The organism is Aeromicrobium stalagmiti (assembly GCF_013283745.1).
GTDB lineage: Bacteria > Actinomycetota > Actinomycetes > Propionibacteriales > Nocardioidaceae > Aeromicrobium > Aeromicrobium stalagmiti.
In genome coordinates, this window is record NZ_JABSTZ010000002.1 from 396762 (window position 1) to 421302 (window position 24541).

Annotated in this window: 23 protein-coding genes; 17 read left to right on the plus strand and 6 right to left on the minus strand. The window is 70.8% G+C overall.

Going from position 1 to position 24541, the window contains the following annotated elements; translation table 11 throughout:
* Positions 1 to 5 precede the first annotated feature (5 nt).
* On the plus strand, positions 6 to 641 hold the full coding sequence (locus HQK15_RS10950) for a TetR/AcrR family transcriptional regulator (RefSeq protein WP_173491494.1): 636 nt from the start codon (positions 6 to 8) through the stop codon (positions 639 to 641).
* Here the strand turns inward: HQK15_RS10950 and HQK15_RS10955 are convergent.
* Positions 622 to 1032, minus strand: a complete 411-nt coding sequence (locus HQK15_RS10955; RefSeq protein WP_173491495.1) for a YkvA family protein — start codon at positions 1030 to 1032, stop codon at positions 622 to 624. The genes HQK15_RS10950 and HQK15_RS10955 overlap by 20 nt on opposite strands.
* A gap of 113 nt (positions 1033 to 1145) precedes the next feature.
* Between HQK15_RS10955 and HQK15_RS10960 the strand changes: the two genes are divergently transcribed.
* Complete coding sequence (locus tag HQK15_RS10960) at positions 1146 to 1715, plus strand: HhH-GPD-type base excision DNA repair protein (protein ID WP_173491496.1); 570 nt, start codon at positions 1146 to 1148, stop codon at positions 1713 to 1715.
* Here the strand turns inward: HQK15_RS10960 and HQK15_RS10965 are convergent.
* Entirely contained in the window at positions 1704 to 2300 is a 597-nt protein-coding gene (locus tag HQK15_RS10965) for a hypothetical protein (RefSeq protein ID WP_173491497.1), read from the minus strand. The genes HQK15_RS10960 and HQK15_RS10965 overlap by 12 nt on opposite strands.
* 72 nt (positions 2301 to 2372) lie before the next feature.
* Here HQK15_RS10965 and HQK15_RS10970 point away from each other — a divergent pair, with 72 nt between their 5' ends.
* Positions 2373 to 3317, plus strand: coding sequence for a hypothetical protein (locus tag HQK15_RS10970; RefSeq protein WP_173491498.1), 945 nt, complete (start codon positions 2373 to 2375; stop codon positions 3315 to 3317).
* 74 nt (positions 3318 to 3391) lie between these two features.
* A complete protein-coding gene (locus HQK15_RS10975; protein ID WP_173491499.1) occupies positions 3392 to 4078 on the plus strand; it encodes a class III extradiol ring-cleavage dioxygenase family protein in 687 nt (228 codons plus the stop codon).
* Between the two features lie 13 nt (positions 4079 to 4091).
* Here HQK15_RS10975 and HQK15_RS10980 read toward each other — a convergent pair whose 3' ends face one another.
* A complete protein-coding gene (locus HQK15_RS10980; protein ID WP_173491500.1) occupies positions 4092 to 4310 on the minus strand; it encodes an antitoxin in 219 nt (72 codons plus the stop codon).
* Positions 4311 to 4385: 75 nt separating this feature from the next.
* Here HQK15_RS10980 and miaA point away from each other — a divergent pair, with 75 nt between their 5' ends.
* Genes miaA through hflX form a run of 3 tightly spaced genes read left to right on the plus strand, consistent with a single transcriptional unit; the run spans position 4386 to position 7550 of the window.
* On the plus strand, positions 4386 to 5303 hold the full coding sequence (gene miaA / locus HQK15_RS10985; protein WP_173491501.1) for a tRNA (adenosine(37)-N6)-dimethylallyltransferase MiaA: 918 nt from the start codon (positions 4386 to 4388) through the stop codon (positions 5301 to 5303).
* 10 nt (positions 5304 to 5313) lie between these two features.
* Positions 5314 to 6147, plus strand: a complete 834-nt coding sequence (dapF, locus tag HQK15_RS10990) for a diaminopimelate epimerase (protein WP_173491502.1) — start codon at positions 5314 to 5316, stop codon at positions 6145 to 6147.
* Positions 6144 to 7550 carry a GTPase HflX gene (gene hflX, locus HQK15_RS10995; RefSeq protein WP_173491503.1) on the plus strand — a complete coding sequence of 469 codons (1407 nt, stop codon included), beginning with the start codon at positions 6144 to 6146 and terminating at the stop codon, positions 7548 to 7550. Before dapF ends, hflX begins: the two co-directional genes overlap by 4 nt.
* On the opposite strand, the gene HQK15_RS11000 is transcribed toward hflX, so the two are convergent.
* Entirely contained in the window at positions 7532 to 8641 is a 1110-nt protein-coding gene (locus HQK15_RS11000; RefSeq protein ID WP_173491504.1) for an SLAC1 family transporter, read from the minus strand. The two genes, hflX and HQK15_RS11000, sit on opposite strands and share 19 nt — an antisense overlap.
* Positions 8642 to 8734: 93 nt before the next feature.
* Between HQK15_RS11000 and HQK15_RS11005 the strand changes: the two genes are divergently transcribed.
* The 5 genes from HQK15_RS11005 to galE all read left to right on the plus strand — a co-directional run bounded on the left by HQK15_RS11005 (position 8735) and on the right by galE (position 16663).
* Complete coding sequence (locus tag HQK15_RS11005; RefSeq protein WP_367649142.1) at positions 8735 to 9664, plus strand: LysR substrate-binding domain-containing protein; 930 nt, start codon at positions 8735 to 8737, stop codon at positions 9662 to 9664.
* A gap of 129 nt (positions 9665 to 9793) precedes the next feature.
* Positions 9794 to 11662, plus strand: coding sequence for an ATP-dependent DNA helicase (locus HQK15_RS11010; RefSeq protein ID WP_254450959.1), 1869 nt, complete (start codon positions 9794 to 9796; stop codon positions 11660 to 11662).
* A 42-nt stretch (positions 11663 to 11704) separates the two neighbouring features.
* A complete protein-coding gene (locus HQK15_RS11015; protein ID WP_173491505.1) occupies positions 11705 to 13648 on the plus strand; it encodes a carboxypeptidase-like regulatory domain-containing protein in 1944 nt (647 codons plus the stop codon).
* Positions 13649 to 13735: 87 nt separating this feature from the next.
* Complete coding sequence (locus HQK15_RS11020; protein ID WP_173491506.1) at positions 13736 to 15673, plus strand: carboxypeptidase-like regulatory domain-containing protein; 1938 nt, start codon at positions 13736 to 13738, stop codon at positions 15671 to 15673.
* A 24-nt stretch (positions 15674 to 15697) separates the two neighbouring features.
* Positions 15698 to 16663 carry a UDP-glucose 4-epimerase GalE gene (galE, locus tag HQK15_RS11025; protein WP_173491507.1) on the plus strand — a complete coding sequence of 322 codons (966 nt, stop codon included), beginning with the start codon at positions 15698 to 15700 and terminating at the stop codon, positions 16661 to 16663.
* Between the two features lie 18 nt (positions 16664 to 16681).
* On the opposite strand, the gene lexA is transcribed toward galE, so the two are convergent.
* Positions 16682 to 17419 (minus strand): transcriptional repressor LexA, encoded by a 738-nt coding sequence (lexA, locus tag HQK15_RS11030; protein ID WP_173491508.1) that lies wholly within the window; start codon positions 17417 to 17419, stop codon positions 16682 to 16684.
* An 83-nt stretch (positions 17420 to 17502) separates the two neighbouring features.
* On the opposite strand from lexA, the gene HQK15_RS11035 reads away from it, so the two are divergent.
* Positions 17503 to 18339: an SDR family oxidoreductase gene (locus HQK15_RS11035; RefSeq protein ID WP_173491509.1), complete on the plus strand. Its 837-nt coding sequence runs from the start codon at positions 17503 to 17505 to the stop codon at positions 18337 to 18339.
* Between the two features lie 18 nt (positions 18340 to 18357).
* On the opposite strand, the gene HQK15_RS11040 is transcribed toward HQK15_RS11035, so the two are convergent.
* Positions 18358 to 19383, minus strand: coding sequence for a YihY/virulence factor BrkB family protein (locus HQK15_RS11040; RefSeq protein ID WP_173491510.1), 1026 nt, complete (start codon positions 19381 to 19383; stop codon positions 18358 to 18360).
* 281 nt (positions 19384 to 19664) lie between these two features.
* Here HQK15_RS11040 and HQK15_RS11045 point away from each other — a divergent pair, with 281 nt between their 5' ends.
* The 4 genes from HQK15_RS11045 (at position 19665) to HQK15_RS11060 (ending at position 24527) form a co-directional block, all read left to right on the plus strand.
* Positions 19665 to 20060 carry a LysM peptidoglycan-binding domain-containing protein gene (locus HQK15_RS11045; protein WP_173491511.1) on the plus strand — a complete coding sequence of 132 codons (396 nt, stop codon included), beginning with the start codon at positions 19665 to 19667 and terminating at the stop codon, positions 20058 to 20060.
* Positions 20061 to 20224: 164 nt separating this feature from the next.
* A complete protein-coding gene (locus HQK15_RS11050; RefSeq protein WP_173491512.1) occupies positions 20225 to 21457 on the plus strand; it encodes an amidohydrolase in 1233 nt (410 codons plus the stop codon).
* Between the two features lie 182 nt (positions 21458 to 21639).
* Complete coding sequence (locus HQK15_RS11055; protein WP_173491513.1) at positions 21640 to 23553, plus strand: penicillin-binding transpeptidase domain-containing protein; 1914 nt, start codon at positions 21640 to 21642, stop codon at positions 23551 to 23553.
* Entirely contained in the window at positions 23550 to 24527 is a 978-nt protein-coding gene (locus HQK15_RS11060) for a hypothetical protein (RefSeq protein WP_173491514.1), read from the plus strand. Before HQK15_RS11055 ends, HQK15_RS11060 begins: the two co-directional genes overlap by 4 nt.
* The last annotated feature ends 14 nt before the right edge of the window (positions 24528 to 24541 follow it).

A 24541-nucleotide genomic window follows, 5' to 3' on the forward strand; every position in this document is an offset into this window, starting at 1 on the left:
GCGTCATGGCACAGGTGTCCACCGAACGGCCCGCGGTCCGTCGCCGAGCGGCGACCCGCGAGCGGCTGCTCGACGCTGCCCGCACCGTGCTGGCGCGCGAGGGCATCCAGGGCGCGTCCGTCGAGCACATCTGCGAGCAGGCCGGCTTCACGCGCGGCGCGTTCTACTCCAACTTCGCCAGCAAGGACGAGCTCGTCCTCGCCCTGTTCGACCGCGAGCGTGAGCAGATGTTCACGGTGCTGCGCGCGGCCGCCGACCCGTCGTCGTTCGAGGGTCTCGACACGCTCGACGCCGTCGGCGTCATCATGGACCGCTTCCTGCTGGGCCAGCAGCAGGATCGCGAGTGGTACCTCGTCCACGCTGAGTTCGAGCTGCGCGGCGTCCGCGACGACGCGGTCGGCCGTGAGTTCGTGGCGGCGTCCCGTCAGGTGCGCACCGACTTCGAAGCCTTCCTGACGTCGGCGCTCGAGGCGTTGGGCCGGCGCCTGACGATCGAGCTGTCGCACGCCGCGACGATCGTGATGGGCACCTACGACACGGCCCTGCGCGAGGCGCTGCTCGAGGACCGACCGATCGACCTCGGGCTGCTCAAGGGCACGCTCCCGGCCCTCCTCCTCGCGGTCACGGAGCCGGTGGGCTGACCCCAGCCAGGCGCCTGATCACCGCGAGTCCGTCGGTTGTCCCGCGCCAGTGCTGCTCCAGTGCGTCCGCGCCGGCGCGACGCACCACCGACCGCAGGGCGAGCGCGACGACCACGACGTCGTCGGCGTACCCGATCACCGGGATGAAGTCCGGCACCAGGTCGATCGGCATCAGCAGGTAGCCGAGCAGCAGCCACAGGCGCACCCGCACGCCGCGGGGGAGCGACCTGTTGCGGGCGAGACGTCCCAGCAGGGCGAGCACGTCTGGCACCAGCCGCATGGCGTCCCGGACCTGCGCGTCGCCGGGACGGCGCCACCACAGGGCGACCAGGAGCAGGAGCCACAGGACGAGCAGGCTGACGGCCACGGAGATGGCCACGTCCCGGATCACGCCGTCATCGTCCCACCCCAGCGCGAAAGTGTGCGTGTCTGCCCCAGAATGGCCGCCGGAACGGTGCAGACGCGCACAGTTTGTGGCTGGTGGGTGGATGGGAGGATGGGCGCATGCCGATCCAGATCGCCCAGGACCCTCACGCCGACGAAGTCCTGACCAACGACCCGTTCGCCCTGCTCGCGGGGATGCTCCTCGACCAGCAGTTCCCGATGGAGAGGGCGTTCGCCGGACCTGCCAAGGTGCTCGACCGGTTCGGGACGCTCGACCCTGCGGCGATCGCGGCTGCCGAGCCCGAGGCTTTTGCCGACCTGTGCGCGACGCCGCCGGCGATCCACCGCTACGGCCGCTCGATGGCCGGACGCCTGCAGGACCTCGCGCGAGTGGTCGTCGACGAGTACGACGGCGACACGACCCGCATCTGGACCGAGGCCAAGACAGGTGAGGCGCTGCTCAAGCGTCTCAAGGCGCTGCCGGGGTTCGGCGAGCAGAAGGCCAAGATCTTCGCCGCGCTGCTGGCCAAGCAGCTCGACGTCAAGCCGCGGGGCTGGACGACGGTGGTCGGCGACTACGGCCGCAAGGGCTACCGGTCGGTGGCCGACGTCGTCGATGCGGACTCCCTGGCCAAGGTCCGGGCCTACAAGCAGGAGCAGAAGAAGGCCGCCCGCGCGTCAGATGTCTGACGGCGCCTGGTCGGGATAGGGCGACAGCAGGGCCGCCGGCACCTCGCAGACGGTGGCACCCAGCCACACGTCGTTCATGCGCAGGTAGACCGGGTCGCCGTCCGCGTCGAGCGGCAGCTCGAAGTCCTCCGCCCCACCGGTGACGAGGTCGGCGGCGAAGCGGCTGCGGGCGTCGAGGATCGTCTGCCAGTCAGCGAGCCACTCCTCGGTGGGACGGTCGGCAGCGATCGCCGCACCGCCCCGGGCGCGGATGCGCTCCAGCATGCCCTCGACCGCCTCGTTCTGGTCGCCGATCGTGCGGGCCTGGCGCGTGGCGGAGCCCGAGAGCGGCATCGACTCGACGGTGGAGCGCATGAGCTCGCACTCGCGGTCGACGATCGACACGAGCGTGCCGTCCTCGATCAGCCCGGGGGCGTCCTTCCGGTCGAGCTCGACCAGCACGCTCACCAGGACCACTGCCACGACGAGCCCGAGCACCATCGCTGCGACGGCGATCCACTTCCACCGCTTCTGCACGGGCGGCGGCGGAAACTCCCAGACGTTCCTCGCAGGCGGGTAGGGCGGCAGGCCCTGGGTCTCCAACACGGGTGCCATCGTGCCATGCCGGCCGTCGAGACCTGCGACAATCAGGTCACGTCACGAGTCTCGGGGGACCTCATGCGACACATCACCGCGCTGCTGACCATCGCCGTGCTGGCACTCACGTCGGCCTGCGGGAGCGACGAGGCCGGCGGCGGCACCGCCATCGTGGGCGACCAGGGCCTCGACGTCTGCGGCCTGGTGTCGGACGAGACCGTGGCCGACCTGCAGGAGGGCTTCGGCGACGAGCCCGTGGCGCCCGCGGAGACCCTCAAGTCCGGTGCCGAGCTCTTCGTCGAGTGCCGGGTCGTCCCGAGCCCCGCCGTCGGGTTCGCCGTCCGAGCCGCGATGGGCGGTCCCGACCTGACGGCCCTGAGCGCGGGGACGGGCGTGAGCTCCGGCGTCGCGGCCGAGCCTCTCGCGGGCATCGGTGACGAGGCAATGATCTCGACCAACTCCTACGACGGGGTGCGCATCGTCGCTCGGGTCGGCGACCAGGACCTCATCGTTGACAGCAACGTCTACGACAACGGCGACTCCGACACGATCACCCGCGACGACGTCGTGGCACTGGCGAAGGAGGTGGCCGCCAACCTCGGTGACGAGAAGCCCGGGGCGGTGCGGCTGCCGAAGGCCTGCCCGTCCGCGACGGGCTCGACGGTGCAGGAGGCGGTGGGGACGGTCCTGGTGGCCCGCGGCTCAGCGGCGTCCAACGGCTCGTTGACGTGCACGTACGTCAGCGAGCAGCGCACCGCGACGCTCGCCTCGGTCGTCGGCAACCAGGGCATGAGCGTCATGGCCCAGGCCGACAGCCCGCCCGAGAACCGGATCGAGGTCGACGGCGAGCCGGCGCTCTACGACGACTCCGACGGCGTCGCGGTGTTCGTCGGCGACGAGTGCGTGATCGGTGCCTCGGCGAGCCCGGTCGGCTGGGCGCTCGCCGACCAGCGCCCGGAGTCCGAGCAGAAGGCCGAGGACGTCGCCCTCGCGACCTTTGTCAAGAAGGAGATCGGCTGCCCCTGACAGGGGCGTGACGAGAGGTCCGGCGGGCGCCGAGTGGACGGGCCGAGCCTGGCCGGCTGGTCTAGGCTCGCCAGGTGATCCTCGCCGCTGCCGTGTGCCCGCATCCTCCGGCCCTCGTCCCCGAGGTCGGTCCGGGCGTCGACGACGAGCTCGGCGCTGTGCGTCAGGCGTGCGACGACGTCGTCCGGACGCTGCTCGACTCGTCGCCCGACCGCGTCGTCGTCATCGGCGCCGGGCCGCAGGGTGCCGATCGCGACGAGACGGCCGGCGGCACGCTCGGCGCGTACGGCGTCGACGTCACGGTCGGCGGACCGACCCGCGAGCTGCCGCTCAGCCTGACGGTCGGGGCATGGCTGCTCGACCGCGCCGGGTGGACCGGGCCGCGGACGTACTCCACCGGGCGGCCCGCCGTCGACGGTCGGGTGGCCCTGCTCTTGATGGGCGACGGCAGCGCGCGGCGCTCGCTCCAGGCGCCGGGCTTCCTCGACGACCGGGCCGAGGCGTTCGACGCCGGCATCGCCGCGGCGCTCGCGGCAGGTGACGCCGGGGCGCTGTCGAAGCTCGATCTCGACCTCGGCGCCGAGCTGGCGGCCGCCGGGGCGCCGGCCCTGCGGACGCTGGGCGAGCTGGCCCTCGACCAGGCAGCCCACGATCACCCGGGCTCCGGTGGCACGAAGAAGGGCGCCGACGTCACCGCGCGGCTGCGGGTGGACGTGGCGCCCTTCGGAGTCGGCTACGTCGTGGCCGACTGGCTGTTCTAGCGGGTCGTTCCGGCTACTTCTTGCCGTCCTCGGCGAGCTTGTCGGCAGCGTCCTTGGCCTTCTCGGCCGCGCCGTCGATCTTCGAGTCGTACTTGCCCTTGGTCGCCTTGCTGGCGAGGTCGGCGGCCTTGTCGATGCCCTGGTCGATCTTGTCGTTCTGGCTGGCGGCGAGATCGGCTGCCTTCTCCTTGAGCTCAGGAGCCTTCTTCTTCAGCTTGTCGAGGAAACCCATGGCTTCTCCCCTTCGGTCCGGTCAAGGGCGCGACCGCCCCCGTGTGGGCATCAGACTACTGCGACAATCCGGGGTATGTCTGTGCCCGATCGCATCGTGGCCGTCGTCGGCCCGACGGCGTCCGGCAAGTCGTCGCTGGCCGTCGAGATCGCCCGCCGACTGGGCGCGGCGGAGGCGGTCAACGTCGACTCGATGCAGCTCTACCGCGGCATGGACATCGGCACCGCCAAGGCGCCGCTCGCCGAGCGGGGCGGGGTCGTCCACCACCTGCTCGACGTCCTCGACGTCACCCAGACAGCGAGCGTCGCGGAGTTCCAGCAGCTGGCCCGCGACGTCGTCGCCGACTGCCACTCCCGCGGCGTGACCCCGGTGCTGGTCGGCGGATCGGCGCTCTACGTCCGCGCGGTGCTCGACCGGCTGGAGTTCCCCGGCACCGACCCGGCCGTGCGCGATCGCTGGAAGGCCGAGCTCGCCGAGCGGGGGCCCGACGCCCTGCACGCCGAGCTCGCCCGCCGCGACCCGGCCGCCGCGGCACAGATCCTGCCGACCAACGACCGCCGCGTGGTCCGTGCACTCGAGGTCATCGAGCTGACGGGGGAGCCGTTCACCGCCACGATGCCCGGCCACGAGTCGATCTACGACGACGTCGTCATGATCGGGCTCGACGTGGCGCGCAGCGTCCTCGACGCACGCCTCGCCGAGCGGGTCGACGTCATGTGGGCCGACGGGTTCGTCGACGAGGTGCGCCGCCTGCTCCCGCTGGGGCTCGAGGACGGGATGACCGCGTCCCGGGCGCTGGGCTACCAGCAGATCCTCGCCCACCTGCGGGGCGAGACGACCGAGGGCGAGGCCCGCGACGCGACCGTCACCGGCACCCGCAAGTTCGCCCGGCGTCAGGACCGGTTGTTCCGCAAAGACCCCCGCATCCACTGGCTCCCGTACGACGCGGACGACCTCGTCGAGCAGGCCATGGCCCTCGTCGACGCCGAGTAGACTGGGAGACATGACCTTTCCATGGCTCAAGGGGCACGGCACGGAGAACGACTTCGTGCTGCTCCCGGACCATGACGGCTCCGTCCACGGCGATCTGGAGGGGGCCTTCGTGGCCGCCCTCTGCCACCGTCGGCGCGGCATCGGGGCCGACGGCGTCCTGCGCGTCATCCGCACGTCCGCGCTGGGCCGCACCGACCCCGGCATCGAGTCCGCGGGCGAGTGGTTCATGGACTACCGCAACGCCGACGGGTCCGTCAGCGAGATGTGCGGCAACGGCATCCGGGTCTTCGCCCTGCACCTGGTGCAGGAGGGGCTCGTCGACCCCACGACCCCGTTCGTCGTCGGGTCGCGCGACGGCGACAAGGTCATCACGATCGACGGCGACGCGATCAGCGTCGACATGGGGGTCCCGGTCGTGCAGGGCGTCTCCAAGGTGAGCGCCGACGGCACGACGTGGGAGGCCCAGGACGTCCGCACCGGCAACCCCCACGCCGTCGCGTTCGTCGACCGCCTCGACGACGCGGGCACCCTGCTCACGCAGCCCGACTACGACGAGTCGGTCTATCCCGAGGGCGTCAACGTCGAGTTCGTCGTCCGCGAGGGCGAGCGCCACGTCGCGATGCGGGTGCACGAGCGCGGCTCGGGCGAGACGCGATCGTGCGGCACCGGTGCCTGCGCCGTGGCCGTCGCGACCGCGGTGGCCGACGCCGCCGCCCACCCCGTCACCTACCGGGTCGACGTGCCCGGCGGCACCGTCCACGTCACGTGGGGCGCCGACGACCACATCACTCTCACCGGTCCCGCCGAGATCGTCGCGCGGGGCACCATGGATTGGACTGCATGACCGACACCTCGACGGGCTCCACGTACGAGCCGCAGGGCACCGAAGGCCTCGAGCTGGAGGAGCGCCACTCGCTGCGACGCGTCGCCAACCTGCGCACCGAGCTCGAGGACATCACCGAGGTCGAGTACCGCCAGCTGCGCCTCGAGCGCGTCGTGCTGGTCGGTGTCTGGACCGAGGGCACCGCCGAGGACGCCGACAACTCGATGGCCGAGCTCAAGCTGCTCGCCGAGACGGCCGGCTCCGAGGTGCTCGACGCCCTGATCCAGCGACGCCAGAAGCCCGACCCCGCCACCTACATCGGCTCGGGCAAGGTCGAGGACCTGCGCGCGGCGGTCGAGGCCAGCGGCGCCGACACGATCATCTGCGACGGCGCGCTCGCGCCGAGCCAGCTGCGCAACCTCGAGGACCGGTGCAAGGTCAAGGTCGTCGACCGCACCGCGCTGATCCTCGACATCTTCGCCCAGCACGCCAAGTCCAAGGAGGGCAAGGCGCAGGTCGAGCTGGCCCAGCTGCAGTACCAGACCCAGCGTCTGCGCGGCTGGGGTGGCAACCTCTCCCGTCAGGCCGGTGGTCGTGCCGCCGGCGGCGAGGGCATCGGTGGTCGTGGCCCCGGCGAGACCAAGCTCGAGACCGATCGTCGTCGCATCCAGATGAAGATGACCAAGCTGCGCCGCGAGCTCAAGGAGCTCGGCAAGGCCCGCGAGACCAAGAAGGGCAACCGCCAGCGGCACGAGATCCCGTCGGTGTCGATCGCGGGCTACACCAACGCCGGCAAGTCGAGCCTGCTCAACCGCCTCACCGACGCGGGCGTGCTGGTCGAGAACGCACTGTTCGCGACCCTCGACCCGACGACCCGGCGCACGCAGACCTCCGACGGACGCGTCTACACGCTCTCCGACACCGTCGGTCTGGTCCGCAACCTGCCGCACCAGCTGGTCGAGGCGTTCCGCTCCACGCTCGAGGAGGTCGCCGAGTCCGACCTCATCCTGCACGTCGTCGACGGGTCCGACCCCGATCCCGAGGGTCAGATCGCGGCCGTCCGCCAAGTCGTCCTCGAGGCCGGCGCCGCCGAGATCCCCGAGCTCATCGTCATCAACAAGGCCGACGTCGCCGACCCGCTGGTCATCAAGCAGCTGCTGGTGCGCGAGCCCCACGCGATCGTCGTCAGCGCCCGTTCGGGCGAGGGCATCGACGAGCTGCTCAGCGCGATCGAGGCCGACCTGCCGCAGCCGTCGGCGCACATCGACGTGCTGCTGCCCTATGCCCGTGGCGACCTGCTCAACCAGATCCACGTGCAGGGCGAGATCGAGTCGCTCGACCACGAGGCCGACGGCACGCACGTCGTCGCGCGGGTCAACGGCGCGCTGGCCAGCGAGCTCGAGCCCTACGCCGTCGAGGGCTGACCCGGGCCCAGCAGCCGACCGTTGCACGTGTCGCGCACGGTGAGGGCGGCCACGGTCGTCCAGGCGCCGAGCAGCGCCACGAACAGGACGGTGGCGACGACTCCGAGGGCGGGGGAGCCGGTCGCGGCGGCGACCGCCGAGGTGCCCGTCACGACGGTCCCGACCGGAAACGTGAACGACCACCAGGTGAGGGTGAACGGCAGCCCGGTGCGCGCCGTGCGCGCGACGATCGTCGCGGCGACGAGCAGCCACACCACAGCGAGGGCCAGCACCGGCACCCCATACGCAAGACCGAGACGGGCGTACGCCGGACCGGCCGCGTCGGTGACGGCGTGCGCCGCCGTGACCGACTGGCCGAGAGGCCCGAGCACGATGAACAGGGTCGGCACGGTCGCCGCTGCGCCGAGCTGTCCGCGCAGCGTGCGCCGCACGATCGTCACGAGCACCGGTGCGCTGGCGGCCACCGCCACGACGAACAGCACGGTGCACAGCGTGAGCATCGGCGTGCGGAGAGCGGTCGGCAGGTGAGGGACGGCGAGCGGACCGGTCGCGGCGCTGACCATCGGCGGCACGACCGGCATGAGCCAGCCGCCGAAGGCCGGGCCGCCGTAGGGGTCGCTGCGTCGTCGGGTCCGTCGGGGGATCGCGACCGTCGTCCAGAGACCGAGCGCAGTGCCGATCGTCCACAGCACTGCGTAGGTCACGAGGGCTGTCGCGTCGCCGACCAGGTCGTGGCCGACGAGCAGGGCGCCCGCGCCGACGGTCATGAGCGCCATGGCCGGTGCGCCGTGGAAGTGCGAGAGCACGGGGTCGTCGAGATAGGAGCGCGCGATGCCGGGATGGGCCAGCCAGTGCGCGACCGTCGCGGCGATCAGCACCGCCAGCAGCGCCGCCGCGCCGACCCACGCCGTGTGCGCGAGCAGGTCGAGGCCCGGCAGCCGCCGGGGGAGCGACGTCGCCGCGACGGCGACGATGCCGGTGCCCATCACGGCAGCGAACCAGTTGGGGCCGAACGTGACGACCCGGTCCGTGATGGGGGCGGTGCCCGGCGTGGTGCCGAGCGTGGTGCCGAAGGTGTCGATCGTGGCCATGGCTCCAGCGTGGTCCGCCGCCGTCCGTGCCGGTAGAGATCGCGATCCTGTGAGTCCACAGCCTTGGCCTGTGGCTGCTGTAAGGTCTGGCCTGTGACCCTCAGTCCGCACATGCCCGACCTGGCCGGGCTCGCCCTGCTGCTCGAGGTCGCGCGCGCCGGCAGCATCGGTGGGGCCGCGCGGGCGCTCGAGATCACCCAGCAGTCCGCGTCGGAGCGGCTGCGCACGGTCGAGGCCCAGGTCGGTGTCACGCTCGTACGCCGTGGTGCCCGCGGATCGACCCTCACACCGGCCGGCACCGTGCTGGTCGAGTGGGCGGCGCGGCTGCTCGACCTGGCCGACGAGGTCGACGGCGCGATCGGTTCGCTGCGCGCCGAGCGCAGCCGCGAGCTGCACCTCGCCGCCAGCATGACCGTCGCCGAGCACCTCGTGCCCCGCTGGCTCGTGCAGCTGCGCCAGCGACAGGAGGCCGAGCGGCGGCCACCGACGTCCGTCAGCCTGCTGGCGACCAACAGCCGCCACGTCGTCGAGATGGTGCAGGACGGGTCCGCCGACCTCGGGTTCGTCGAGGGCACCGGCGCTCCGGCCGGGCTCCGCAGCCGCGACGTCGGCCACGACGACCTCGTGCTGGTGGTGTCGCCGTCCGACCCGCTCGCGGCGCACCGGGTGAGCCTCACGCCGCAGCAGGTCGCGGCGATGTCGCTCACGAGCCGTGAGGTCGGCTCCGGCACCCGCGACGTGCTCCAAACCGCGCTCGCCGAGCACGGCCTGACGATGAACGACGCGGCCGTGGAGCTGACGACGTCGAGCGCCGTGCGCGCCTCCGTCCGCGCGGGTGGGGCACCCGCCGTGGTGAGCCGGCTCGTCGTCGGTGCCGACCTCGAGTCGGGGCAGCTGGTCGAGGTCCCGACCCCCGGGCTGCGGATGCGCCGGACGTTCCGGGCCGTCTGGTCGGGGCCCGCCGCCCCGCCTGCCGGGCCCATCCGCGAGCTGCTCGGGCTGATCGGCCGCTCGCGCGGGTGAGGGCTGTGGACTGCCCGACACGGCTCGTCGAGCCGCAACGATAACCTTCGGACTGTGCCTGACATCCGCGACGTCCTCCACGCCGCCGTCGAGGCCGTCGGGGGAGCCGACCGTCCCGGCCAGATCGAGATGGCCGAGGCCGTCAAGCAGGCCCTCGACTCCGGTGAGCACCTGCTGGTGCAGGCCGGCACCGGCACCGGCAAGTCGCTCGGCTACCTCGTGCCGAGCCTCCTGCACGGCAAGCGGGTCGTCGTCGCGACGGCGACCCTCAACCTGCAGCACCAGCTCGTCGAGCGCGACATCCCCGCGCTCAAGGAGGCCGCCCGCGCGACCCTCGACACCGTCCCGCACCACGCGGTCGTCAAGGGGCGCAGCAACTATGCCTGCCTGCACCGCGTCCGCGAGGGGGCGCCCGACGACCAGGGCACGCTGATCGACGTCCCCGAGGGATCGCTCGGTGCCGAGGTCGTCGAGCTGCGCGAGTGGGCCGAGGAGCAGGCGGCAGGCGGTCACACCGGCGACCGCGACTCCGCCCCGTCCCACAACGAGCGCGCCTGGCGTCAGGTCAGCGTCAACCACCGCGAGTGCCTCGGCGCCTCCCGTTGCGCGCACGCGCTCGAGTGCTTCGCCGAGCTCGCGCGCGAGGACGCCCACACCGCCCAGGTCGTCGTCACCAACCACGCACTGCTGGCGATCGACGCGATCGACGGCGTGCCGATGCTGCCGGAGTACGACGCGGTGGTCGTCGACGAGGCCCACGAGCTGGCGGCCCGCGTCACCCAGGCGTCCACCGACGAGCTCGACCCCGCGGTGGTCGAGCGCGCCGCGCGCCGCGCCCGCGCCCAGGTCGAGGGGCCCGAGGCCGACGACCTCTCCGACGCGTCCGACGCCCTCGCCGACGTGCTGGCGCGCACCGAGGAGGGTCGCATCGACGACCCGCCGCAGCCGCTGCGCGAGGTGCTGGCCTTCGTCCGCGACAGCGCCCGCGCCTGCCTCTCGGGCTTCCCCAAGGAGAAGGACAAGGGTGAGCCCGACGCCGCCAAGCTGCAGGCGCGCGGCATGGTCGACGACGTCCGCAAGATCGCCGAGCGCATGGCGGCCAAGGGCGACACCGAGGTGCTGTGGCTGAGCAGCGACCGCCGCGGCGACAAGCGGCTCCACGTCGCACCGATCGACGTCTCCGCGGCCCTGCGCGACAAGCTCTTCGCCGACAAGACGGTCGTGCTGACGAGCGCCACGCTCAAGCTCGGCGGCGGCTTCGAGCCCGTCGCGCGGTCGCTGGGCCTGTGGGGCGACGACCCGCCGTGGCGCTCGCTCGACGTCGGCTCGCCGTTCGACTACCGCAAGCAGGGCATGCTCTACGTCGCCCGCGACCTGCCGCTGCCGGGCCGCGACGGCCTCGAGGAGGCCCAGCTCGCCGAGATCACGACCCTGATCGAGGCGGCCGGCGGCCGTACGCTCGGGCTCTTCTCGTCGCGTCGCGGCGCCGAGAAGGCCGCCGAGCAGGTGCGCGAGCGCCTGCCCGACATCGACATCTGGTGCCAGGGCGACGCGCAGCTGCCCGAGCTGGCTCGCCGGTTCGCCGAGACGCCGAGCACCTGCCTGTTCGGCACGCTGAGCCTGTGGCAGGGCGTCGACCTGCCCGGCGACACCTGCCAGCTCGTGATCATCGACCGCATCCCGTTCCCGCGGCCAGACGACCCCCTGATGAGCGCGCGCCAGCGGCTCGTCGAGAAGCGCGGGGGCAACGGCTTCATGACGGTCGCCGCCAACCACGCCGCGCTCCTGCTCGCCCAGGGCACCGGACGGCTCATCCGTCGCTCGACCGACAAGGGGGTCGTCGCGATCCTCGACCCGCGCATCGTCACGGCCCGCTACGGATCGTTCCTCGCCGCGTCGCTGCCCGACATGTGGCGCACGACCGACCGCGACATGGCACTGGGTGCGCTTCGCCGGCTCGACGCCGCCGCAAATGCCTCTGAAGCCGCGGCCGACTGATAATCTGAGCCGGTTGCCCATCGAGAGAGTCCCGGGGATTTCATGAAGCACCGCATCATCCTGCTCGTCCCTGCGCTGATGGCCCTGGTGGCCGGGCTGCTCGTGGCGGCACCGTCCGAGGCGGCGAGCTACAACGCGTTCCTCAAGTCCAAGAGCATCGCGATCTCCACGGCGGGCAACGGCAAGGTCGCCATCTCCTGCCACTCCAAGAGCACCTGCAAGGGCAAGCTCCGCTTCCTCGGCTCGACCAAGATCACGAGCTACAGCGTCCCCGGCAACAAGACGACCTACGAGAAGGTCGCCGTCAACGACAGCTCGGCGGCCAACCCGCACAACGGCGGTCAGTCGGTCAACGGCGAGTACGACCGCAAGACCGGCGTCAAGCTGCGCATCGCCGAGAGCTCGCCCAAGAAGGTCACGCACGACTACACGGTGACCACCGAGACCTACAAGGCCAGCCAGCAGATCACCGGCACGGCCCAAGGCGTCGGTGGCAGCCAGGTCAGCCAGCTGCGCGTCGAGCTGCTCACGGTCGAGCGCGGTGGCAACACCCGGGTCAAGAAGTTCGACGACGACCTCAGCGACGGCTACTCCTTCTCGGTCCCGCTCGGCACCAACAACTCGCCGTCCGACACCTTCCGGCTGCGCATCAGCGGCAAGGACCAGGACGGCATCTCCCGCACCTGGTTCTGGCGCGGCAGCGACGACCAGTTCACCGGCGGCGGACGCTACCTGCGTGAGGCCAGCCCCATCCACGCCGTCAAGACCAGCAACTTCGATGCCGACTTCTTCTACTCCTCGATCCGCGGCAGCGCCGAGACCGGCACCAGCGTGACGGTCGTGGGCCAGCCCCGCAGCTACAGCGGCGGCACCGCGGTGCGCCGCGAGCTCGACTTCGTCGGCTGCGCCAACGTCTTCGGCGAGACCACCGCGACGGGCGGCAGCTACCGCATCGACTTCCTGCCCTACAGCACGACGTCGGCCGACAAGCGCTACATGGTCTCGGCCCGCAAGGGCTCGGTCGACGCCTGGTACGGCAGCCCGGCCACCGAACGTTTCGGGAGCTGCTTCGACGTGCAGGACTACGACTACTCGCGCAGCAACCTGCTCGCGATCGGTGGCGGGGCGTCCACGGTCCGCAACGTCGTGGTGACCCCCAGCGACAACGAGGTCTACGTCGACGGCAAGTTCTCGGGCTTCACCGGCACCAGCCAGGGCGACCGCTGGCTGCGCCTGCGCGAGAAGGTCCCCGGTGTCCCGATCCTCGACGCCCCCGTCGTCGCCGAGCGTTCCGCCAACTCCGCCGGCAACGGCCTGTTCAGCGACGTGCCCCCGGGCAAGTACTACGTCGAGATCGCCCGTCGTACCGGCTGCTCTGACTGGTACCCCAGCCGTTTCGCCGACAACGGCGCCTACTTCAAGGGCATCGACCGCACGTCGGAGAAGTGGAAGGCCTTCCGCACCCTCTTCTCGCTCAACAGCGGCTTCCGCGCGATCGCGCGCAACGCCAGCCCCAACCCGGCCGGCAAGGCCCAGGAGAAGAAGCCGTCCGGCTACGCAGGCTGGATGTATCGCGGGTTCTGCAAGGCCAACGGCGCCGGCAGCTACGTGACGGTCAACGTCACGGACACCGGCAACTCCGGCGCCGACCAGAAGCGCATCTCGGTGACGACGCTCAAGGGTGCGACCGTCCGCGGTCGCGTCACCCGCACGGGCGGTCGCACCAACAAGGAGATGATGGTGCGCCTGTCGTCGACCGACGGCAAGCGGGTCATCCGCACCGCGATCTCCAACGGCTCCGGCAGCTTCACGGTCACCGGACTGCCGTCCGGACGCTGGACGATCTCGGTCAACCCCGACTCGTGGCGCGGCATCGGCCGCTCGTTCTCCGGCAAGCACTCGATCTCGGTGACGCGCGGCAAGAGCTACAGTGTCGGCACGCTCCGCTTCAGCGGCAACGAGCGCGACTCCTCGTCGACCGACTGACCTGCCCGTCGTGAGTCGGTCGGAGTGCCGGAAGTTTGTTACCCTGCTGACATCCTGTCTGCTCGCACCACGTTCTCGGGGAACTGAATGAGACTCCGCACTCCCATCGTCCTGACTGCTCTTTTCGCTGTCGTCGCAGCGCTTTTGGCAGCCCTTCCGGCCGAGGCGGCGAGCTACAAGCTCTACGTCAAGTCATCGCGCATCGCGATCTCGTCGTCGGGCACCGGCAAGGTGGCGGTGAAGTGCTCCGGGTCCAAGACCTGCAAGGGCAAGATCTCCTTCGCCGACGACACCGGCACGCCGCGCACGCGCAGCTACTCGGTCAAGGGCGGCAAGTCCGTCTACGTCGCGATCGCGCTGCACACCAACGCGCCCGACAACCCGCACAACGCCCCGGCCGTGCCCGGCCGTGACTACAAGTCGGTCAGCAACGTGTCGGTCAAGGTCGACGAGGACTCACCGCGCAACATCACGCACTTCTACAACAAGATCTCCACCGAGACGCTCGTCTCGCGCCAGGAGATCACCGGACAGGTCACCGGCGTCGGGTCCGTGCTCGCCAAGAACATCCGTGTCGACCTCATCAAGACCCTGCGCGGCGGCAACGTGCAGATCGTCAAGGGCCAGGACGTCACCAGCAACGGCGGCTCCTACTCGCTGGCGGTCAACCTCGGTGCCAACAACTCGCCCAGCAGCTCCTACCGACTGCGCATCAGCGGCAGCGACCAGGACGGCATCCGCCGTTCCTGGTACTGGCGCGGTGCCGACGACAAGCCCACCGGTGGTGGAGCGCACCTGCGTGACGCCGTCGTGGTGCAGGCCACCAAGTCCAGCAACTTCGACGCCGACTTCGTCTACGGCTCGATCTCGGGCACCACGGCCGAGGGCGCAGACATCACGGTCGCCTCGCTGCCGCCGTCCTACAGCGGAGGGTCGTCGGTGCTCCGCGAGCTCGACATCCCCTACTGCGCCAACGTCTTCGGCCGCACCGAGGCCTCGGGCACCGGCAGCTACGCCGTGACGTTCCTGCCGATGACGTCCTCGCTCAACAACCGCTACATGGTCGGTGCGCGCAACGGCAAGACCCAGGCCTGGTACGGCGAGGGCAACGAGCGCTACGGCAGCTGCTACGACGCCACCGACTACAAGCCGACGCGGGCCAACCTCATCACGCTCACGGCACCGGTCACCGGCAAGTCGATCAGCGCCTTCCAGAGCGACAACAACATCAAGATCAACGGCGTCTTCTCGCCGTCCTACAAGCCGACCAGCCAGGGCGACCGCTGGATCCGTCTGCGCGAGAAGATCCCCAACCTGCCGATCCTCGACTCGCCGGTCGTGGCGGAGGGCCAGGGCGACAGCTCGGGCAACCGCACGTTCAGCAACCTCGCACCGGGCAAGTACTGGGTCGAGGTCGGACGTCGCACGGGCTGCTCGGACTGGTATCCCAGCCGCTTCCCCGACAACAGCGCCTACTTCAAGGGTCTCGACCGCAGCTCGGAGAAGTGGAAGGCGTTCAAGCGCCTGCGCGACCTGTCGGGCAACGCCGACGGCGGCTTCGAGTACATCGCGCGCACCGTGCAGCCCAACCCCGCCCGCGGGTCCGAGCAGAACCGGATCGTCAGCGGCTACAAGGGCTGGATGTACCGCGGCTACTGCAAGGCCTACGGCGCCGGCACCATCAACACGATGGACGTCAACGGCACCGGACAGTCGTTCACCAAGACCACGAGCCGCAACGGCAAGGGCGCCGTCGTCAAGGGTCGCGTGACCCGCACCGGTGGTCGCACGCCCAAGGAGATGATGGTCCGCCTGTCGTCCTCGGCCGGCACGCGGGTCATCCGCACCGACATCACCGACGGCAGCGGCGTGTTCTACATCGCGGGCCTGCCCTCGGGTCGCTGGACGATCTCGGTCAACTCCGACTCGTGGCGTGGCATCAGCCGCTCGTTCAGCGGACGCCACTCGGTGACGGTCAGGGCCGGCAAGGGCTACAACGTCGGCACCCTGCGTTTCAAGGGCTGACGCTCCACCTGAGAAGGTGGAGTCATGACAGTCCTCGTCACCGGCGGTGCCGGCTACATCGGCTCCCACATCGTCCGTGCGTTCGGTCTCGCGGGGCTCGAGTGCCTCGTCGTCGACGACTTCTCGAGCGGCCACCGCGAGTTCGTGCCTGATGACGTCGAGCTGCTCGACAGCAACATCCTCGACACCAAGATCGTGGCGAAGGCCATGGTCGAGCACGAGGTCGACGCGGTCGTGCACCTGGCGGGGTTCAAGTACGCCGGGGTCTCCGTGCAGCGTCCCCTGCACACGTACGAGCAGAACGTCCAGGGCACGGTCAGCCTGCTGCACGCGATGCAGGAGGCCGAAGTCGACAAGATCGTCTTCTCCTCCAGCGCGGCCGTCTACGGCACGCCCGACGTCGACCTGGTGACCGAGGAGACGGCGACGACGCCGGAGTCGCCCTATGGCGAGAGCAAGCTGATCGGGGAGTGGCTGCTGCGAGACAGCGCTCGCGCGTTCGAGCTGCACCACACCTCGTTGCGCTACTTCAACGTCGTGGGCTCGGCCGTCCCCGACCTCTACGACACCAGCCCGCACAACCTCTTCCCGCTGGTCATCGAGGCCCTGCTGGAGGGGCGGACGCCGCGCATCAACGGCGACGACTACCCGACACCCGACGGCACGTGCGTGCGCGACTACATCCATGTCGCCGACCTCGCCGACGCCCATGTCGTCGCGGCGCAGAAGCTGCTCGCCGGTGGTTCGCTCGAGCGGGTCTACAACCTGGGCAGCGGCGACGGCGTCTCCGTCCGCCAGATCATGACGGCCGTGGCCGAGGCGACCGGGATCGCCTTCGAGCCGGAGATCACCGAACGACGTCCCGGCGACCCGGCGCGCATCGTGGCATCGGGCGAGCTCGCGTCACGCGACCTCGACTGGACGATGCGCCACTCCGTCGAGCAGATGGTGCGCAGCGCCTGGGACGCCCGCCAGGCGCACCCCGTCTGAGGCGCGCCCGACCGAGAGTCAGACGCGGCGGATGACCGCTGTGACCTTGCCCAGGATCGTGGCGTGGGTGCCGTCGATGGGGGAGTAGTCGTCGTTGTGCGGGAGCAGCCAGACCTGGCCGTTCTTGCGCTGGAACGTCTTGACCGTGGCCTCGCCGTCGAGCATGGCGGCGACGATCTCGCCGTTCTCGGCGTTGGGCTGCTGGCGGATGACGACGTAGTCGCCGTTGCAGATGGCCGCGTCGATCATCGAGTCACCGGAGACCTCGAGCATGAACAGCGTGCCGTCGCCGACGAGCGACTTGGGCATCGGGAAGATCTCCTCGACGCGCTCCTCGGCCAGGATCGGCCCACCGGCGGCGATGCGACCGACCATGGGGATGTTGACCGCCGACGGGGCGGCGTCGTTGATGCCGGTCTCGTCGAAGCCGGCATCTCCGTGCTGGGCCTCGGGTGCCGCGCTCATCGAGCGGCGGGCCGCCATGACGTCGGGCAGGAAGATCTCGAGCGCCCGGGGACGGTTGGGATCGCGCTTGACGTAGCCGAGGCCCTCGAGGGCGCGCAGCTGGTGCGCGACCGACGACGTGCTGGTGAGGCCGACGGCCGCACCGATCTCGCGCATGCTGGGGGGATAGCCCCGCTTCTCGATCTCGTCGCGCAGGAACTCGAGCACCTTGCGCTGACGCGCGGTCAGTCCGGAGGAGTCGGCCGGCCCGTCGGGGAGCTCGGTGACGTCTGCGTTGCGATCATCGGTCATGCAGGCAGGCTAACCCGGATCACACCCCATGTTCAAACATATGTTCGATGGCGTGTCGCGGGGCGCGACCCTAGGTTGTGACGATGGCCAAGACCCTCGTGAAGCCCGGAAGCCCCCGTTCAGCCGTCGTGACCGGAGGGGCCCGGGGCATCGGCCGGGCCATCGCGATCGAGCTGCTCGGCCGTGGCTACGACGTCGTGGTCACCGACGTTGACGCCGCGGGTGCCGAGGCGACCGCGCACGAGATCGGCGCCTCCCTGGGCATGGGGCTCGACGTCACCGACCCGGCCGCCAACCGCGAGGTCGCCGCCCGCGCTTGCGAGATCGCGCCGCTCGGTGCGTGGGTGTGCAACGCCGGCGTCGCGACCGACGGCGACCTGACGTCGCTGTCGATCGACCAGGTGCGGCTGATGGTCGACGTCAACGTCCTGGGTGTCATGTGGGGCGTCCGCGCGGCCGCCGACGTCTTCCGCAACCAGGCGACCGAGGGCGTCAAGGGTGGCGAGATCGGCATCCTGGCCTCGCTCAGCTCGCACGCGCCGGTGCCCGGCCTCAGTGTCTATGCCGCCACGAAGGCCGCGGTCCTGTCGCTCGCGACCTCGGTCGCCGCCGAGGTGCACGCCGACAAGGTGCGGGTGCACGCGATCTGTCCCGACGGCGTCGCGACCGCGATGGTCGACGGCTTCGACGTCAACGGGGGAGCCCGCGAGATCCTCGCGGCAGGCGTCATGCTCACGCCTGCGCAGGTAGCGTCCGAGCTCGTCGGCATGTTCGGCACGCGCCGGGTCTACAAGACCCTCCCGGCCTGGCGCGGCGTCATCGGTCGGACGGCCTCGTTGTCGCCGGCCGTCGCCGTGCGGGTCGACCCGCTGATGCGCAAGGTCGGCGCACGTCGGCTCCGCAAGGCGGGACTGCGCTAGCGACACGGGCTGCGAGCGTCACCGGCGCGAGTCGGCCTGCTTGCGCCTGAACGGGTTGGGGATGCGCTTGAACACCGGAGTCGGGCCGGGCGGGGGCGTCTCGTCGACCGGCTCGTCGACGACCTCGACCTGCACCGCGTCGCCGTTGGCCTCTGCGCCGCGCAGGTCGGCGATCTCGGAGTCCTCCGCGACGGTCTCGGCGGTGACGACGTCCTCGCGGACCGCCTCGATCGTGGCCCCGAGCAGCACCGCGTAGATGCCGATCCAGAGCCACAGCAGCAGCACGACCACGCCGGCGAGCGCGCCGTACGTCTTGCCGTAGCTGCCGAAGTTGTCGACGTAGAGCGAGAAGCCGAGCGACACCACCAGCCACAGGGCGCTGGCGACGAGCACGCCCTTGGTGACCAGGGCCGTGGTGGGGGCGCGGTCGGGCGCGACCCGGAAGAGCACGCCGATCGCGACGGCGAGGGCACCGAGCAGCACCGCCCACCGGGCCAGCTCGAGCAGCACCCGGATGCCGGGCACGATGTCGATCGCGTCGAACACGGCGGGCGCCGCGGCCACGAGCGCGATGATGACGATGAGGAACACGATCGCCCCGCCGGTCAGGGCCAGGGCCACCAGCTTCTTCTTGACGAAGTTGCGCCCGTCGCGGATGCCGAACATCGCGTTGATCGCGGTGACCAGGTTGCCCACCCCGCCCGATGCGCTGTAGACGGCGAGCACGACCGCGATGACCAGACCCAGGCCGAGCGACCCGTTCGACGTCGACACCAGCGAGTCGAGCTGGCCGGTCACGAGCGACGCGGCGTCGGCCGGCAGCGCGTCGGCGATGTCGGCCGACTGGCGCTGCACGGTCTCGGGCGAGGCCACGATGCCGTACGTCAGCACGCCGGCGATCAGTGCCGGGAAGAGCGACAAGAACGTGTAGAACGCGACACCGGCCGCCAGCAGGGGAGCCTGCTGCGCCGACGCCTGCTTCCAGGCGGTCAGGAGCGTCTGCTTGAGGGCCGTGCTGTCCAGGGTTGCGCCTTTGATGGCCATGCCTCGACCGTAGTCGGGGCCGGGGACGAGTGCCTCCCGGCGAGCGCCGAGGCTGTGACGTGGGACAAATGTTCGACGACTTCTCCCTGCAATGACAGCAGATGGACATGGCCGTTCGAAATTCTGTTCGACAGGCGCTTCCTTTTGTCAGAGGCGTCCCCTATCGTCGTACATGTGTTCGATCGAACGCCTGTTCGCACCATCGAATGACATCGAGAGCAGCGTTCGCTCGAACACACCAAGACCATCCACACCGTCTCACTTCCCCCACGGAGGCACTCATGAGCACCATCACCCTCAACCAGTTCGAGGCCCGCGAGATGCGCCACCTGCGCGCCGTCCGCGCACCGCAGCCGGTCGCCCGGCAGGCGGGGTCCGCGCACGTCCGCCTGACCCGTCGCGGCAAGCTCGTCATCCTGTCCGTCGCGGTCGCCGCGATCGCGGTCCTGGCCGTCATGTTCGGCCCGTCCTCGACGGCGACCGGCGAGGCCGGCACGCCGCAGGAGACCACCTCGGTCCGCGTGATGGCTGGTCACACGCTGTGGGAGATCGCTGCCGAGGCCAACCCCAACGGCGACATCCGCAAGACCGTCGACGAGATCATCGAGCTCAACTCGCTCCCCAACGCCTCCGCCCTGCAGATGGGCTCGGAGATTGCGGTGCCCGTCTACCAGTAGACAGGTCCGTCACCACCGACGTCCGCGGCGCCAGCTTGGGGAAGATGGCATCGCGGACGTCGGCGTCTGTGCGCGTGTGCTGACCCGCTCGGTCGCTATCGTCGAGATGTGGGCCGTCCACGAGGACGCCGGCGGAAGATGGTGCCGTGGTGACTGTTGAGCCGATGAGCCTCGATCTGGCCGATCTCTACCGAGATCTCCATGCCCATCCCGAGCTGTCCTTCCAGGAGACGCGGACTGCCGATCTCGTCGCAGCCAGGCTCAGGGCGTCCGGACTGGAGACGACGACGGGAGTGGGCGGCACGGGCGTCGTCGGCGTGGTCCGCAATGGTCCCGGGCCCACGGTCATGCTGCGCGCCGACATGGACGGTCTGCCCGTCGCCGAGGACACTGGCCTGGCCTACTCGAGCACGTCGCGGGGCATCGACCTCGACGGTCGCGAGGTGCCCGTCATGCACGCGTGCGGCCATGACGTCCATGTGACCGCCTTGGTGGGTGCTGCCGAGCAGCTGGTGGCCGATCGGCGGACCTGGTCCGGCACGCTGGTCGTGGTCTTCCAGCCCGCCGAGGAGCTGGGACGCGGCGCGAGGGCGATGCTCGACGACGGTCTGCTCGAGCGTTTCGGAGCACCTGATGTCGTGCTGGGCCAGCACGTCGCGCCGCTGCCGGCCGGGATGCTCGCCCTGCGTGCAGGTGCCGCGTTCGCCGGCGCAGACTCGATCAAGGTGACCATGCACGGGCGGGGTGCCCACGGATCCCGTCCTGAGACGTCGGTTGATCCGGTCGTGATGGCTGCGTCGACGATCATGCGCCTGCAGACGGTGGTCTCACGGGAGGTCGCGGCGTCTGAGACCGCGGTGCTGACGATCGGCTCGGTGCAGGCTGGCGCGACCGGCAACATCATCCCCGAGCAGGCTGTCCTGCTCCTGAGTCTTCGGACCTTCGACGAGCAGGTCCGCGATCGCGTGCTGGCGGCGGTGAGGCGGATCGTCCAGGCAGAGGCAGTCGCCTCAGGGGCAGAGCGTGAGCCCGAGGTCGAGGTGCTCGACTCGTTTCCGGCGGTCGTCAACCACGTCGGTGCCTCGGCGCGAACCCAGATCGGCTTTGACGCGGCATTCGGCCCCGGGCGGGTGGTCGACCCCGGTCCGGTCACCGGCAGTGAGGACGTGGGCCTGCTGGCGACTGCGGCCGGGGCGCCGATCGTCTACTGGTTGTTGGGGGGCGCGGATCCGGAGCTGTTCGGCACGGCCGCCGACGTCGACGGCTTCATGCGGGTGATGCGCGATCTGCCGTCGAACCATTCACCACATTTCGCGCCGGTGATCGAGCCGACGCTCACGATGGGCGTCGGTGCGCTCGTCAGTGCTGCACGGACGTGGCTGGCTCCGGTCGTCTGAGGCCGGTCCACTGACTGGACGATCTCGTTCGCCAGACGATGCCGGTGGCCACAGGCCTGACGGTCTGCGTGCCGCTCGCGACGACGGACAAGGTGGTGCTCGGCGCAGCGTCGGCAGGCACGGAGCGACGAAACGTATCGGCGAACGTATCGGTGACGGCCTGCGCCGTGCAGAATGACCGGATGGGCATCACGGGGGATGGGTCATGGCACGCACGGCGACACGGCGGACAGCGGTTCTTCACGCTGGCGTGTGCCGCCCTGCTGGTCGCGACGACGGCGGCCGCGTGCTCGTCGGGTCGGCCGGATCCGCGCGACACCGCTGAGAATCTCGCGGCCGCACTGTCGAAGGCGTCGGTCAAGGGCGTCCCCGGCGCTGCGCAGGCGCAGGACGACCTGACCACGATCGTGCAGGGCATGAGCACCACCCGGGCGACGGTCACGGTCGGTGACGTCAGCACCGACGGCGACACCGCGACGGCAGACCTCAAGACCCGGTGGTCGTTCGCGGGCGACGACTGGGCCTACACGACACAGGCGAAGCTCTCCTACGTCAAGGACGCCTGGCAGGTCGACTGGAGCCCCGACATCGTGGCGCCCGACCTCGCCGCGGGCGAGCGCCTCACCATCAGCTCGGCTGCCGCGGCCCGTGGAGAGATCCTCGGAGCTGACGACGAGCCCATCGTCACCGAGCGCACGGTCGAGCGCATCGGCATCGACAAGTCACGGATCACGGCTGCCGAGGCGGCCGGCTCGGCGAAGGCGCTCGCGCGACTGATCGACATCGACCCCGACACGTTCGCCGAGCGGGTCGAGGCCGCCGGGCCACAGGCCTTTGTCATCGGGATCGTCGTCCGTGCTGACTCGGGCGCAACGCTCAGCGACGACGCGCTCGCCGGCATCCCGGGCGCGGCACAGCTCCAGGCGCAGCTGCCTCTGGCGCCGACGCGAACCTTCGGGCAGCCGATGCTCGGCGTGGTCGGCGAGGCGACGGCCGAGATCGTGGAGAAGTCCCAGGGCGCCGTGCGCTCCGGCGACATGGTGGGGCTCTCCGGGCTGGCCCGGCGCTACGACGCCCGGCTGCGCGGCACGCCCGGCGTCAGCGTCATGGTGCTGCCGGCCGACGACGGGGCGAAGAGCCGCGAGCTGTTCACCTCCGAGCCCGTCGCCGGCAAGCCGCTGCGCACCACGATCGACCTCGACCTGCAGGGAACGGCCGACGAGATCCTCGCCGACGTGAAGCCGGCGAGCGCGATCGTCGCGATCAGGCCGTCGACCGGCGAGATCGTCGCGCTCGCGAGCGGCCCGGGCGGCAAGGGAGAGGACACCGCGGCGGCCGGTCGCTATGCGCCGGGGTCGACGTTCAAGCTCGTGACGTCGTTGGCCTTCCTGCGCTCCGGTCTCGAGCCGTCCACGACGGTGCCGTGCACGGCGTCGATCACGGTCGACGGGCGCGCGTTCACCAACTACTCCGACTACCCGAGCAGCGCCATCGGTGACATCCCGCTGCGGTCGGCCATCGCCAACTCCTGCAACACCGCGATGATCGCGACCCGCGACCAGGCGCCGCAGGACGACCTGGCCGGGGCCGCTGCCGCGCTCGGTCTCGGTCCTGATCTCGACCTCGGCTATCCGGCGTTCCTCGGCTCGGTGCCGGCGAAGGCGTCCGGCACCGAGCGTGCCGCGTCGATGATCGGGCAGGGACGCATCGAGGCATCGCCGTTGTCGATGGCCGTGGTCGCCGCCTCGATCGCGAAGGGTGAGCGGGTCACGCCGACTCTGCTCGCTGATGCCTCGACCAAGCCCGCCGAGGCGGCCGCCGACCCGCTGACGAGCGGTGAGGCCAAGCAGCTGCGCGAGCTGTTCCGTGCGGTCGTCACCGACGGCAGCGGACGGTTCCTGTCCGACGTGCCCGGCGGACCGGTCTCGGCCAAGACCGGCACCGCGGAGTACGGCAGCGACACCCCGCCCCGCACCCACGCGTGGATGATCGCGACCCAGGACGACCTGGCCGTCGCGGTGTTCGTCGGTGACGGCGAGTCCGGGTCGCAGACGGCCGGTCCGCTGCTGGAGGAGCTCTTGAGGAGCGCGTCGTGACCACCGAGATGCCGGGCGTCGACCCCACCCAGCAGGTGCCGCCGGTCGGGGAGCGACCCATGGAGCGATCCCGACCGGCCGTGCCGCAGCTGCCCGCACCCGCGCTGATCCCGATCGCCGCCGTCGTCTGGTGGGTCGTCGGCTTCCTGCCGTGGATCCTCGACGGCCTGGGCGGCTCGATCCTCGGACGCATCGGCGTCTCGCGGACCGCTGTCCCGCTGTTCGCCGGCAACGTCTCGGCGCTGGTGATCGGTGGTGGACTCGGCGGGGTGGCCGCAGGCCTCGTCGTGCTGCTGGGGCGGGACGGGCGTGCCCGCAGTGCCCTGGCCATGGCGGCCGGTGTGGCGATCGCGCTGGTCGTCACGGTCGTGCAGTCGCGCGGCGTGCTGAGCGGCGCGGCCGACGGACGCTTCGACTCCGACCCCCGGGTGCTCAACGGCCTCACGACGGGTCTCGTCGCGATGACGGTGCTGGGCCTCGCGCTGGGGCTGCTCGCCCTGACGGGGTCGGTCGGCCTCGGGGTGGCGCTTGCCGCCGTCGCCGGTGCCGCGCCGGTCTGGACCTCGTCGGTGCTCGACCAGGTCGGGCTGTTCGGTCCCGGCAGCTACGACCAGGCAGCGACCCTCGCCCGCTGGGTCGGGGCGGCGTTCCTGGTGGCTGCTCTCGTGGCGATCGGCCTGCGACCGGCGCTGCGCCTCGTGGGGTGGCCCGTCGCGATCGTCCTGGCGTGGATCGTGGGTCCGTCGGTGACCGCCGCTGCGTACATCGAGCCGCTGCTGCGCCCCGGCATGGGTCTGCCCGACATGCTCGGCGACCACGTCTCGGCGTCGCTCGACGTCTGGCGGATGGCGGCATCCTTCGAGGCGCGGCCACTCACCCCGTGGGTCGTCGCGATCATCGCCGCGGCCGGCATCGCGTTCGCGCGGTCCCAGATGGCGAAGGACGGCAGGACGACGGACGCACTCCCGACGTAGGAGACAATGGGTCC

Excerpts from the sequence above, each read along its gene's own strand:
- HQK15_RS10950 (WP_173491494.1), top strand. The coding sequence starts at position 6 with ATGGCACAGGTGTCCACCGAACGGCCCGCGGTCCGTCGCCGAGCGGCG.
- HQK15_RS10960 (WP_173491496.1), top strand. The coding sequence starts at position 1,146 with ATGCCGATCCAGATCGCCCAGGACCCTCACGCCGACGAAGTCCTGACC.
- HQK15_RS10970 (WP_173491498.1), top strand. The coding sequence starts at position 2,373 with ATGCGACACATCACCGCGCTGCTGACCATCGCCGTGCTGGCACTCACG.
- HQK15_RS10980 (WP_173491500.1), bottom strand. The coding sequence starts at position 4,310 with ATGGGTTTCCTCGACAAGCTGAAGAAGAAGGCTCCTGAGCTCAAGGAG.
- miaA (WP_173491501.1), top strand. The coding sequence starts at position 4,386 with ATGTCTGTGCCCGATCGCATCGTGGCCGTCGTCGGCCCGACGGCGTCC.
- dapF (WP_173491502.1), top strand. The coding sequence starts at position 5,314 with ATGACCTTTCCATGGCTCAAGGGGCACGGCACGGAGAACGACTTCGTG.
- hflX (WP_173491503.1), top strand. The coding sequence starts at position 6,144 with ATGACCGACACCTCGACGGGCTCCACGTACGAGCCGCAGGGCACCGAA.
- HQK15_RS11000 (WP_173491504.1), bottom strand. The coding sequence starts at position 8,641 with ATGGCCACGATCGACACCTTCGGCACCACGCTCGGCACCACGCCGGGC.
- HQK15_RS11010 (WP_254450959.1), top strand. The coding sequence starts at position 9,794 with ATGGCCGAGGCCGTCAAGCAGGCCCTCGACTCCGGTGAGCACCTGCTG.
- HQK15_RS11015 (WP_173491505.1), top strand. The coding sequence starts at position 11,705 with ATGAAGCACCGCATCATCCTGCTCGTCCCTGCGCTGATGGCCCTGGTG.
- HQK15_RS11020 (WP_173491506.1), top strand. The coding sequence starts at position 13,736 with ATGAGACTCCGCACTCCCATCGTCCTGACTGCTCTTTTCGCTGTCGTC.
- galE (WP_173491507.1), top strand. The coding sequence starts at position 15,698 with ATGACAGTCCTCGTCACCGGCGGTGCCGGCTACATCGGCTCCCACATC.
- lexA (WP_173491508.1), bottom strand. The coding sequence starts at position 17,419 with ATGACCGATGATCGCAACGCAGACGTCACCGAGCTCCCCGACGGGCCG.
- HQK15_RS11035 (WP_173491509.1), top strand. The coding sequence starts at position 17,503 with ATGGCCAAGACCCTCGTGAAGCCCGGAAGCCCCCGTTCAGCCGTCGTG.
- HQK15_RS11040 (WP_173491510.1), bottom strand. The coding sequence starts at position 19,383 with ATGGCCATCAAAGGCGCAACCCTGGACAGCACGGCCCTCAAGCAGACG.
- HQK15_RS11045 (WP_173491511.1), top strand. The coding sequence starts at position 19,665 with ATGAGCACCATCACCCTCAACCAGTTCGAGGCCCGCGAGATGCGCCAC.
- HQK15_RS11050 (WP_173491512.1), top strand. The coding sequence starts at position 20,225 with ATGAGCCTCGATCTGGCCGATCTCTACCGAGATCTCCATGCCCATCCC.
- HQK15_RS11055 (WP_173491513.1), top strand. The coding sequence starts at position 21,640 with ATGGGCATCACGGGGGATGGGTCATGGCACGCACGGCGACACGGCGGA.